The following is a 12,154-nucleotide window of genomic DNA, read 5'->3' on the forward strand; positions in this document are numbered from 1 at the left end:
GCTGCTGGCCATAGGCCTTTGATCTGCCTGAGGAATTTTCGAAGAAGAATAATCGGGCAGATACATCCATTCCCCTAAGATAAGAGCTATCTAAGGGGAATGGACGTCGCGAATACGACAACGTTATCTGAAACCGGACAAGTGAGAAAGGGGGATTTATTTTGAAGCAAAGTATTCTATTTTCAATTGTCGCATCTTTATTTTTATTTTTATTATTAGCATGTAATTCAGAGCAAAATCCAGTGCCTCACGTCACGTCAACAGATATTGATCAAATCAAATTTGAACTCTTAGATAAAACTATAATGCCTGAAGGGATAATCTTTGCAATTAAACTGAAGAACCTATCAAAATTCACAATCGCTCAAAACAATGTATATATTAGTTTCCCAATAAAATTGTCTATTGGATCTAGAGGTAATGAATTCAAAATAGAGGCTAAAAATAATAAGCTGCAAATTAAACCAAAGGAAGAGATTATATTAAATGCTTTTGCCCCAATTGAAGAATATGAAAAGAATCAAAAATTAGATATTGAAAACTTTGCTATTGAAATTATTGGATATATAGAAGAAGTTAAAGAAGAGAGAAGATTTCAAAAATATGGTGGATTAGAGGCATATAATAGGTGAGAGTAAAGCTTCGAAGTGTCCGGCATCAGATAACACCATATTCACGCTTCGGGGCATTCGCCCCTCGGTCCGGACCGAGGCTAGAAGAGGATTCGGGGAGGCATTTTCAGTAGCAGGGAAGCGGATTCAGCCGGACACACCCGCACCACCCAACCGCGTCGCGGCCAGTCGCTTTGCTCCTTTAAGGTGGTGGGGCGTCGTGAATACCAGAACGTTATATGAAATCAGCACAAACACACCAAAAAACCTATTAGTATCATAGCAACTGATAGTTTCTCTCTTAACTCCCAGATACAATCTACAGAATTAATAAGGAGGTATCACCATGCAAATATTTTTTCGCTATAACTGGATGGTAAGAGAACAGTGGTATCAATGGTGTGAAGATGTAGTGCATGATGAGTTGCTTCAGCACCGAACAGGCGGTGTCGGTAGCATTTTACAAACTTTATTTCATATTATTGATGTTGAATGGAGTTGGATCCGATTACTGCAAGGGAAGTCAGATTTCCAGGAAAGTTTTGAGAATTATAAGTCTTTAGAGGAAGTAAGAAATTTAGATAATAAACTTCAGACAGAGATAAAGGAATTTGTTGAATCTTGGAACGAAAGTATGGAAAAACGCCCTTTTTTGGATCCCCAGCCTGACGGAAGTATTGCTATAGACGCATGGGGTGAAGTTATGCGTCATGTAATTGCACATCAAATCCATCACATTGGACAATTATCGGTTTGGGCGAGAGAAGTTGGAAAAAAGCCAGTATCTGCAAATGTTATTGGTAAAGGTTTCATAAGACCAGAAGCATAAGAAGAAGATATTAACCGATTTATAAGTATTTCGAGGAGGGCACTGACATCCTATAACACCGTATTTACGCTTCGGGCCATTCGGCCCTCGGTCCGGCCGATGCAGGTGAAGAGGATTCGAGGAAGTGTCTCAGGCAAGGAAGCGGAATCAGCCGGACACATCGATCTCCCTAAGATAAGAGCTATCTAAGGGAGATCGACGTCGTGAATACACAAACGTTATCGGAAATGAGCGCTAGTACGAAAAAAAATATAACTCAGTAGAAGGAGGAGAAACACAATTCGTAAAGAGCGAATTTATAAATTCATTTATTTAATCTCTGCATTGCCAGTAGGTTTTGGATGCTTTTATGCATTTTTTGTTTTTGCTCTTAATTTCGAAGCTAGCATCATAAATGAGGAAAATAAACCTGTTGCTTTTTTAGCAGTGATACTCGCCCTTTTGGGCCTGGTGATTTATTTATACATTGGGAAGTGGCTCTATAAATCATATATATTCGTTCCTCAAATTCTTGGCGTAATATTTATTTCAGCTGTTTTATCGTTACCCGCTATTCAAATTGTAACTAATATTTATGATTCTTATAGTAAATACTATGCTAAGCACCATAAAGATAAATATATTACTGATTTGCAGACACGATTTGCAAATGAAATTGAACCATTAGAAATTGATCTAAAAAAGAGTAACTATGAAACTCTATATCATAGAGATAAAAGAGTCTATTTAACAAAAACTAACGATCAGAAATTGACAGTAGAAGAAATTGATAAAGTTATCAGTAGTTTACCTATGGCAAATATACAAATTAGTATCACTATCTATTATCTCAATATCATTGATTCTTCACAGGAAAGATTCCATTTATTGCTCAGTCAGGATAAAACACCGACCACTTTATGTGAAACAAGGAATAATGATGACTATGAACTACTCTGTAGTAGGTATGTAATGGAAGCATATTCGAAACAAAATAATTTAGAGAAGTGAGAGTTTATCGAAGAAGGCGCTGACATCCTATAACACCGTATTATACGTAGTGTTTTTTGACCTCTCAAAAACGCCTCAAATCCTTGTGTCATAAGGGTTTTCGCAGATTCCCCACTTCGCTTTTGTCGCTTTGTCCACGCATTACTTTGATTTTTTCAGCCGAGATATACGAGCCAGACGCATAAAAGATATGCGCGGAAAAGATATACGCAGCTGATGGTTCGAGCATAACTCGCGTCAAATCAACAGTCAAGACCTCATTGACGAACAGGTGCATGAAACCATAATGTCCGCTGACAGACGAAAAATGGAAAATTGTCGAAAATGGCGTGGAGTCAGTGTCCGTTTCATCAGAAATCGAAGTGAATTGCCCCAAAAGTTTCCTCAATCATAACTTAACGGTCAATCACTGCTTCAAAATTCGAGCTTAAATCATTTTTATTAATTCATCGATTAAGTTGATTAAGAATGTTGAGCAAAAAAATACCTCGATTAACATGGAGTAAAGCAAAACGGAGCGCACACGACGCTTCTTTTTTATGTGGGCTAAGCATGAGCGCTATCTATAGAATTTAAGCCCGAATGGTCAAGGCAGTAGTCTCGAGAGCTTAAAGCACGGGTATCCATCGCGAAGTAGATTCTGAAGGAAGCTGGCGGCAACTCTCCAGTCTTAGAAGCACAATTACATATAAGGGTAACATTCGTTGAATGAGCTTGCATAACAAAGCAAAGTCCATGCTGCCGAAGGCGAACAATCCAATTCTTAAACGTACCTTAGACAACCGATATTGGAATCCTATTACGGTACGGAATATTACATAAACTGCCATTTACCGAACGGTACGTCAGACTGTCTAACAATTATTAAAACCTTCGTTTTTGGCAAGAAAATGGATGTCCTTTGTCGAATCTCTATATCAAAGGAGATGAGCATGTATGCCTTATATCGAAGGTGAAGATAGACATCAAATTTATTTACTGCCAAATACATTGGACGACTTTGTAGAAGAAGAAAATTCTGTCCGAGTCATCGATGCCTACGTCGATAGTTTGGCCCTGGAAGAATTGGGGTTTCAGATGTATCCGGGTACCAAAGCGGGGCAAAAACCTTATCGCCGGGAGGATCTTCTCAAGCTCTATCTTTACTGCTATATGAACGGCATCCGTTCCTCTCGCAAGATGGAAACCGAAACGAAAAGAAACATTGAACTGATGTGGCTAATTGGCAAGCTCCAGCCGGACCACGGCACATTATCTGCTTTCATGAAGAATAACCAAATGGCTGTAAAAAAGCTATTTAAAGAGTTCACCTTAATGTTAAAAGGTTTTGGGTTGATCGATGGTCAACTTGTCGCGATTGACGGTACAAAATTAAAGGCGGACTGCTCTAAAAAACAACACTTTAATACCAATATTGTCAGTAAGAAGCTAGAGTATATCGATCAAAAAATCGATGCATACTTGCGTGATTTTTTAACGGAGGACAATCGTCAAAAAAAGCAGGAAATCACGGAAAAGTTAGAGGTTTATCAAAAGCGAATGCATGAGTTGCAGGTAATTAAACAAGAACTTAAGGAAACAGGTGAAAATCAGCTTTGTGTTACCGATCGGGATGCCAAATCCATGAAAAACAACGGGAAGCATGAAGTTTGTTTCAATGTTCAAACTGCGGTGGACAGCAAGTATAAACTAATCGTGGACTGCGATACGGTCAATGATGTCAACGATCAAGGGCAGCTGTCCAATATGGTGCAGAAAACAAAGCAAGTTTTTCGTGATCAAAAAACCACAATTGTGGCCGATACAGGATATTATAATTACCTTGAAATCATCGACGTTGTCGACGAAAGCACCGAACTCTTAATTAAGCCCCAAAAGGGAAAGCAAGACAAAGTGGCAAGTGGATTTGATAAAGCGAACTTTGAATATGATGCCATAAACGATAGATATATTTGCCCGTTGGTTTACGAATTACCTTTCAAATGGAATGGAAGACAAGATGGGAAAGAGTATAGGCGTTACACTTGCGAGGCCTTTAATATTTGCGGACAAAAAGAGTCCTGCACGTCTGCCAAAGGCGGAAGAGCGGTAACCAGGCTTAAAGACGAAGAAGTGATCGAAAAGATTGCCGAAAATACGCGTATTCAAAGTAATATTTATAAGCAAAGAGCAGCAATCGTTGAGCACCCTTTCGGGACGATTAAACGTCACTTGGGCTATACATACTTTTTAACACGAGGGTTGGCATCAGTAGGCACTGAGACCAATTTGATTTGTCTTGCCTATAATCTCAAGAGAATGATCAATATAAAGGGCGTGAAGGAGCTCGTACGTTTCTTCAGAGACCGAGCTGGTACGAAATCTATTACGTACGACGTTTTTTTGAGCAAAATTGCATAAACCCACGTTTATAAGTGTACTCAGCAATGAGTTGTTAGACAGTCTGACGTACGGTGGTGAAAGATCGGGGATTAATCATCCCCTTTTACTCGATGTAAATGGTATTGGATCATTCAAAACTTGTCGACAGTACAGGAATCTAAGATATTATGTCGAATTTATTCCTTGATACAAAAAATGGAATTTAAGAAGTGTCAGAATTACATCATACAAACAAGTGAGTGAGCGATATGAGTGAATGCAATGTTTTTTGTATTAATTGTTTCAATGAAATAAAAAGTGTTATTAGTAAGCTAAATATAAAAGCAAATATAAATAGAAGACCTCGTACTGTAAAGGTATTGGATTGTACCATATATAAATGCCTTCAATGTAATTCAAAAATAGAATCTCTAGATCAATATTTTCTGGAAGAATATTTTGAAGAGGAGATAAGTCCATTATTTGAAAAGGTAGGTAGTCAACTATCTAAAAAAATTTATGGTTGCTTTAAATGTGTTGGGGAACAACTTGATTATAATGTTTATCGTTGGAACAAAGACGAAGATGATTCAAGCAATTATATAGAGAATAATGCAGGACAAACTATTGAGAATTTTCTATGGGATGGAGATATAGCAGATCAGTTTCATGAACCCATTTTGGAATATTTACAATGTCAATCATGTCATTATGGAATAGAGTTAACTCACCACTCGCATAATCCCGACGGAGGTATCTTCGAGCTTCATGATCAAGTTTATGACGAACACGAGACAAATTCAGTATATGGATTGGATGATTTTGACCTTTTGGAGTTTTCGGAATTTGCCCAAAAGTACGATATTAATTTAAGTTTGTTAGAACTTCATGAATTTAAAGATCATCTATTAAAGTATCCGCTCTTAGCTTATATGCATAAAACTGGACAAAAGGTTTACGCTCTCCTGAAAAAACATTACGAAGAGGAAAACTATATAAAACTAAAATCTAGCTCTCAGCTTTACAGGGGGAGAACACGAAAAAAAGAGAAGGAGCAGCCTTTTACAAATGATGAAATGTGGAATCCTCCAGAAGGGCTACCACAGCATGGTCGATACAACACAGTGGGAGTATCTGTTTTATATCTGAGTAATCGAAAAGATGCAATACCATATGAAATCAACCCATTTAATAATGAAATAATCGACATAGCACAATTTAAGACGAGGAAAAAAATGAAGTTATTTAACATAAGCTCGTTTGATCCAGGGTTTCAAGGTTTTTTTAATGAAATAAACGAAGAAAGTAAACCATTAAAAAGAGCATATTTATTAACTAATTTTATTGGAAATTGTTGCACAGAAATAGGGTACCATGGACTCGTTTATCAAGGGGTTAACAAAAGGAAGTACACTAACTATGCATTATTTAATTTTGAAAAAGGTACTGAACTACAAGTAGTAGAAGTGAGTAGTCATGAAGTTGAAATTTCTTACAATTTAAGAACTGGTAAAGATCATGCAGATAAAGGACGACCAGGGGATCGGGAGTCACCATTCTTAGGATTTTAAGTAGGATTATTAAAAATAGATCGGGTGGTGGGTCAATGTATATATCAGAACTAAATATTACGGGATACAAAAACGCAAAAGAAAGCTCTCTAATAAAATTTAATAAAGGACTCAATGTCCTAGTTGGAGAGAACGGATCGGGAAAAACCACAATAATAAATGCCTTAAGGTTAATTCTTAAGGAAAATGAATTTTCATATATGAACATTTCTGAGGATGATTTTTTTATATCTTTAGATAAGCAGTATTCTTCTGAAAAAATAAAGATTGATCTCATTTTTGATGTGTTAACTCCAGATGAAGAAGTAACATTTTTATCTTGGTGTGATGCTGAATTCAGAGCACAACTCCATCTTGAAGTGAATGCTAATCCCAATATAAAAGGTTACTACAAAAAGGAGGTTTGGGGAGGGAAATCAAGGGCAAGTATTTTCGAAGAAGAAACATTTGAGTGTATTGATTGTATATTCCTGCCACCTCTAAGAGATGCTGAAGAAAAACTAGTAAATGGAAAAAAGTCACGCTTGGCCCAGCTTCTTAAGAAACAGTATGGTGACAATAAAGAAACTCTTGTTAAAAGCATCAAGGGTTTTAACGACTTAATCACAAGTAACACAGATGGAAACTATAACGAAATAGAAGCAGCTAAAAAGAATATAAATACTAAATTAATAGAAACCTTGGGGCATCGTCTTGGACAAAGTGTCAACTTGCAATTTGCAGATACGACCTTCAACAAAGTTGTTGAAAGCATAAAGATGGTTTTCTTTCCTCGAAGTAAGGAGACAGATCCAAACAAATTTAGAGATATTGCTACAAATAGTCTAGGATACAACAATCTGTTATATATTGCTACTGTATTTGCTGAACTTGAATTATTAAAGGATACAAACCTAGTAACCGTACTGCTAATTGAAGAACCTGAAGCTCATCTACATCCTCAACTTCAAGTAAAATTCATCAAGTACTTAAAACAGTTAACAGATTCATTAGAAAATACTCAAGTTATAATTACGACGCACTCTCCTGTTTTGGCCTCATCAATAAGCACTGACAACTTGATTCATATTGCAGAAAAAAATGACCGTATCGTGGCAACTTCACTGAAAAACATTGATTTAGGCAGCAGTAAGGGTTATTTGAATCGATGGCTTGACGTTACAAAATCAACCTTACTTTTCTCAAAAGGAATTATTCTAGTGGAAGGTATTAGCGAAGCTATGATCATACCAGCATTAGCACAAATAATTTTGGCCAAATATAATAGCACGGCACTTGAAAATTCAAGACCGCAATTACCAAACTCGTTGGAAGAGGCAGGAGTTTCTGTCATTAATATAAATGGTATTAACTTTAAACATTTTTTGAAGTTGTTTTCTGATTGCGATGGTAGTAAGGGAGATGAAAAATTACCTATACCATGTGCTGGCATTACAGACAACGATCCTGAAAAAACAGAAATCACGTTGTTCGATAAGGACGGATTACTAATTTTAAACGGTGATGGGGAACCCAAGAAAAAGTTTGTTGATACCTTTCCACTTCAAAGCCTTCCTGTAGATGGAGCAAATGTTGCGCTTTCCTTAATTGAAGTGATAAATAAAAGTAAGTGGGGACGATTATATCATTCACCTTTAAAGACTTTTGAGTACGACTTTGCGATGGAAAGAAACACTAAACTGATGGCTCAAACAATTAAAGATTTATGGCCTACAGATAGCGGATCAGTTAGTAAAACCTGTGAAAGCATTATTGAGCACGAAAATCATTATATTAAAGATGAGATTTTACGTGAACATGCAAAGTATATTTTTGAACATATTGATAATGATCACATTGGGAAAGGAAATTTTGCTCAGGAATTAACAGATAGGATAGAAATGCAAATTAATAAAGAATTGCTCAAATTTTCTGTAGATAAATCCAATATTTCTGAACTGTACAAAAACATCATGCAAATAGCAAATATACCAAAATATATTGAAGATGCAGTGATTTGGTCACCCCCTAGGTTAGGATAGTTGTCATAGGCCTCTAGCAAAAGTATAGTTAGTTAAGAGGCACCAGAGAGGCGTGGTACTATGGCAAGATACAGCGAAGAATTTAAATACTCAATCGTAAGAAGAATGATGCCACCCCAGAACGAGTCCGTAAATACAATAGCAAAAGAAACAGGGCTATCGGAGGCAACCTTACATCAATGGAAAAAGAAAGCAAGAGCTAAGGGGATAGCGGTTCCAGGTGGTGAGACAGAAGCAGAGCGTTGGAATACACAGGATAAGTTTTCGATTGTGGTCGAGACCGCTACGCTTAGTGAAATCGAATTGGCAGAATACTGTCGTAGTAAAGGTCTTTATGTAGAACAAGTACAGGCTTGGCGTGATGCTTGTATGCAAGCCAACGGGGGTATTGCACAGCAAGCCAGTCAGATGCAGAAGAATATTCGCCAGAAAGACCGTGAAATCAAACAACTAAGTCAAGAGCTTCGGAGGAAGGAATCTGCCCTAGCAGAAACGGCAGCATTGCTTGTACTCAGAAAAAAGGCCCATGCGATTTAGGGGGACAACGAGGACGAATGATCAAGGTCTCAGATCGCAAGAAAGCTATTCTATTGATCAAAGAAGCAGTCACTACTGGAGCTAGAGAGCCGCTAGCTTGTAAAGAGTTGGGGATTAGTCGGCGGACGTTACAACGCTGGAGAAGTGACCTCACGCCACTTGAAGACCAACGTCCCTTAGCAGAGCGACCAGCTCCCAAAAACAAGTTAAGTGAGATGGAAAAAGAGACGATCGTCAGGACAGTCAATCAACCGGAATTCAAGAGTCTCCCACCTAGTCAAATCGTGCCGCGACTTGCGGATCAAGGCGTTTATATCGCGTCAGAATCCACTTTCTATAGAGTCTTAAAAGAAAAAGACATGCAGCATCATCGGGGAAGAAGCAAGAAACCCTGCTCCAAACCGATCTCTACGCATTGTGCAACGGGTCCTAATCAAATTTGGATGTGGGATATTACATGGCTTCCTGGACCGGTTAAAGGTATCTATTTTTATCTGTATCTCATATTAGATTTGTATAGCAGAAAAATTATTGCATGGGATATTTGGATAGAAGAATCCGCTGAAAATGCTAGTTTACTAGTTAGACGAGGGGTGTTATCCGAACAGCGCCAAGCGTCGCTTTGCCCTCTTGTGCTTCACTCTGACAATGGTAGCCCTATGAAAGGGTCTTCGCTGCTAGAAACTCTGTATCAGCTAGGCATAACGCCTTCAAGAAGCCGTCCGAGAGTTAGCAATGACAATCCCTATGCAGAATCTATATTTAGAACTTGTAAATACCGTCCAGACTATCCATCCAAGGGGTTCACGGATCTATCAGCAGCGAGGACATGGGTACTATCCTTTGTACGGTGGTACAACCAAGAACACAGACACAGTGGGCTTAATTTCCTGACTCCAAATCAAAGGCACAATGGTTTGACAGATCACATTCTCGGACAACGGACAATCGTTTATGAACAAGCAAAATCTATGCATCCTGAAAGATGGTCAAGGGAAATTCGAAACTGGACGTTAGAAGAAGAAGTATGGCTTAATCCTGAACGGGCCAGTAAGACATTAAACGAAAATATACGATCATCTTAACCTATATATATTTAGGTGGTCTACGACAACTAGCTTGACAAACGCCGGTCATGTGTGGGTGAAAATTATGAATAAAGTAGAAATGCAAAACATAGTTGCGCAAGTCTTATGTGATGATGATACTATTTCTCGTGATCAATATAATAAAACATTGCTTCGCATTTTAGAAAAGACAGAGGAGCAACTTCAATATATCCTTTCTTCAATTAAAGAAAATATATTTTTAGAAGCATGTGCAGGTAGCGGGAAAACTGAGGTTGTTGGAATGAAAATGTCATATGAGATAAACAAGTGGTCCAAAAAGAATAACGGAATTGCTGTGTTAACATTTACTAACGAAGCCACTGATACAATAAAAGCTCGTGTTGCTCAATTTTCTAAACTGTCGTCTCTTCATCCTCACTATATAGGCACTTTGACAGGTTTTATTCATGGAAATATAGCTCAAAAATATGGCTACAAGTATGTTAAGAATAATGGAAAAAACGGGGACTTTTCATATCGACTTATAGATAAATCGTTAGATAGTTTCAAACATCATTGGTTAGAAAACTATAAGTCAAAAATTCCATACGTTCACGGATTCGGAAAACAAGAGAGTATCTATGCAAACCAAATTTATTATAATTATCAATCAAAAGAGTATTTTATACAATTTTCCGATAATCACAAATTATCTATTACTGAGTATTATAATTCGAAAAATTTCCAAGAATTTATGAAAAGTATACGTGATAAAAATAATAACAACGAGTTATATAAATATGAATATGTAAGAAATCAAATCATAAGTGATAAAGTTAAATTTTTTAAAGATGGATTTGCAAACTTTGAAGATATGAATAACATTGCATTTAGAGTTTTGCAAGATAATGAAAAAGTAGCCTCAACTATTGCAAAGAGATTTTCAATAATTATTATAGATGAATGCCAAGATCTATCATGGATTGAAATTCAAATTCTGAATAAGTTGAAGGATGCCGGAGCCACACTTCATTTTATTGGTGATTTGAATCAAGCTATATATGATTTTAAGAATGCCGATCCGACATATACGAAGGAATTTTTATCAAATTTCATCTATTTTAGTTTGACTGATAATTTTAGAAGTTGTCAGCCTATTGTTGATTTAGCAAATCGTATATCTTCTATTATTACACCGATTAGGGGGAAATCTAGTAATACATTAAATGAGAATAGTGTTTGTTATTACGAGTATGATGATTTGAGTTTGCTTCAAGAAAAATACTTGACTTTCTTAAATTTATTCAATATTCAACCTGAAAATTCCTCTATTTTGGTTCGTCAACTTTCTTTGAAATCAAATCTTCAAACCAATACAGATCGAAATAATGTTCACTTACTATTAGATGCTATCCAACTATGGAGATCCGATCAACCACTATTCAGAAAAACAGCTTTAGAGTATGCAGGAAAACAATTGCAAAAATGGATAGGCGGTGCTAAAAGCAGAAGCAATTATTTCTGTCCAGTTGATATTAAATCTGCTTTTAGATGGCGAATTTTCATCAAAGACTTTCTTGAAGCTTGTTGCTCAAACCCTCTCATTTTTAATACTGAAAATAAAACCTACGGGGAATGGTATAAAGCGGCTAGAGGACAACTTCCTATTATTTTGCAGAGTGCATATAAAAATCTGATAAAATATGATGAGAATCCCCGAGATTTTAATAATTTCCCCATATTCCGAACACCATCAGGTACAGCAGAAAGTATTATCGACTTTATCTATGTGCTTGACAGGCTAGGGCCAATAAAAATTAATACAATTCATTCCGTCAAGGGGTGTGGTTTCGAAAGTGTAATGGTAGTTTCGAGCAAAGATCAGAAAAGCATTGGAGGGCACTGGAAACAGTGGATTGAAGAAGAGGGAGAAGCAAAACGAATAGGTTATGTCGCAAGTACAAGAGCCAAGTATTCTTTAATTTGGGCTGTTCCAAAACTAAAAACAAAAGACAGAATCCAACTAGAATCATATGGATTCAATCGGATTGAATAGTTTTTTATTATTACTGAATTAAGCAATTACATAATATAAAACCTACAGAAAACAAGAAACTTCAGTCAAACATAAAAGGAAACGACCCTTGATAGAATCGCTGTTCCTTTTAAGTTTGCAATTGGAAGG

At 36.9% G+C, this 12,154-nt stretch carries 8 protein-coding genes; all 8 read left to right on the top strand.

Annotated features, from left to right (window positions below):
* The first annotated feature begins 161 nt into the window (after nt 1-161).
* A complete protein-coding gene (locus ACESLK_RS24300; protein WP_373232310.1) occupies nt 162-632 on the top strand; it encodes a hypothetical protein in 471 nt (156 codons plus the stop codon).
* 325 nt (nt 633-957) lie between these two features.
* Nucleotides 958-1,440: a DinB family protein gene (locus ACESLK_RS24305; protein ID WP_373232311.1), complete on the top strand. Its 483-nt coding sequence runs from the start codon at nt 958-960 to the stop codon at nt 1,438-1,440.
* A 324-nt stretch (nt 1,441-1,764) separates the two neighbouring features.
* Entirely contained in the window at nt 1,765-2,430 is a 666-nt protein-coding gene (locus ACESLK_RS24310) for a hypothetical protein (protein ID WP_373232312.1), read from the top strand.
* Nucleotides 2,431-3,366: 936 nt separating this feature from the next.
* Nucleotides 3,367-4,830 carry an IS1182 family transposase gene (locus ACESLK_RS24315; protein ID WP_373232313.1) on the top strand — a complete coding sequence of 488 codons (1,464 nt, stop codon included), beginning with the start codon at nt 3,367-3,369 and terminating at the stop codon, nt 4,828-4,830.
* Nucleotides 4,831-5,060: 230 nt separating this feature from the next.
* On the top strand, nt 5,061-6,362 hold the full coding sequence (locus ACESLK_RS24320) for an RES domain-containing protein (protein ID WP_373232338.1): 1,302 nt from the start codon (nt 5,061-5,063) through the stop codon (nt 6,360-6,362).
* Between the two features lie 35 nt (nt 6,363-6,397).
* Nucleotides 6,398-8,383 carry an ATP-dependent nuclease gene (locus ACESLK_RS24325; RefSeq protein WP_373232314.1) on the top strand — a complete coding sequence of 662 codons (1,986 nt, stop codon included), beginning with the start codon at nt 6,398-6,400 and terminating at the stop codon, nt 8,381-8,383.
* A gap of 60 nt (nt 8,384-8,443) precedes the next feature.
* A protein-coding gene (locus ACESLK_RS24330) for an IS3 family transposase (protein ID WP_373232315.1) occupies nt 8,444-10,005 on the top strand; the annotation gives its coding sequence in 2 pieces (ribosomal slippage) (nt 8,444-8,909 and nt 8,909-10,005; 1,563 coding nt in all).
* A 67-nt stretch (nt 10,006-10,072) separates the two neighbouring features.
* Nucleotides 10,073-12,025: a UvrD-helicase domain-containing protein gene (locus ACESLK_RS24335; protein WP_373232316.1), complete on the top strand. Its 1,953-nt coding sequence runs from the start codon at nt 10,073-10,075 to the stop codon at nt 12,023-12,025.
* Nucleotides 12,026-12,154 lie beyond the last annotated feature (129 nt).

It is taken from the genome of Cohnella sp. (assembly GCF_041640265.1).
Classification (GTDB): Bacteria; Bacillota; Bacilli; order Paenibacillales; family Paenibacillaceae; genus Cohnella.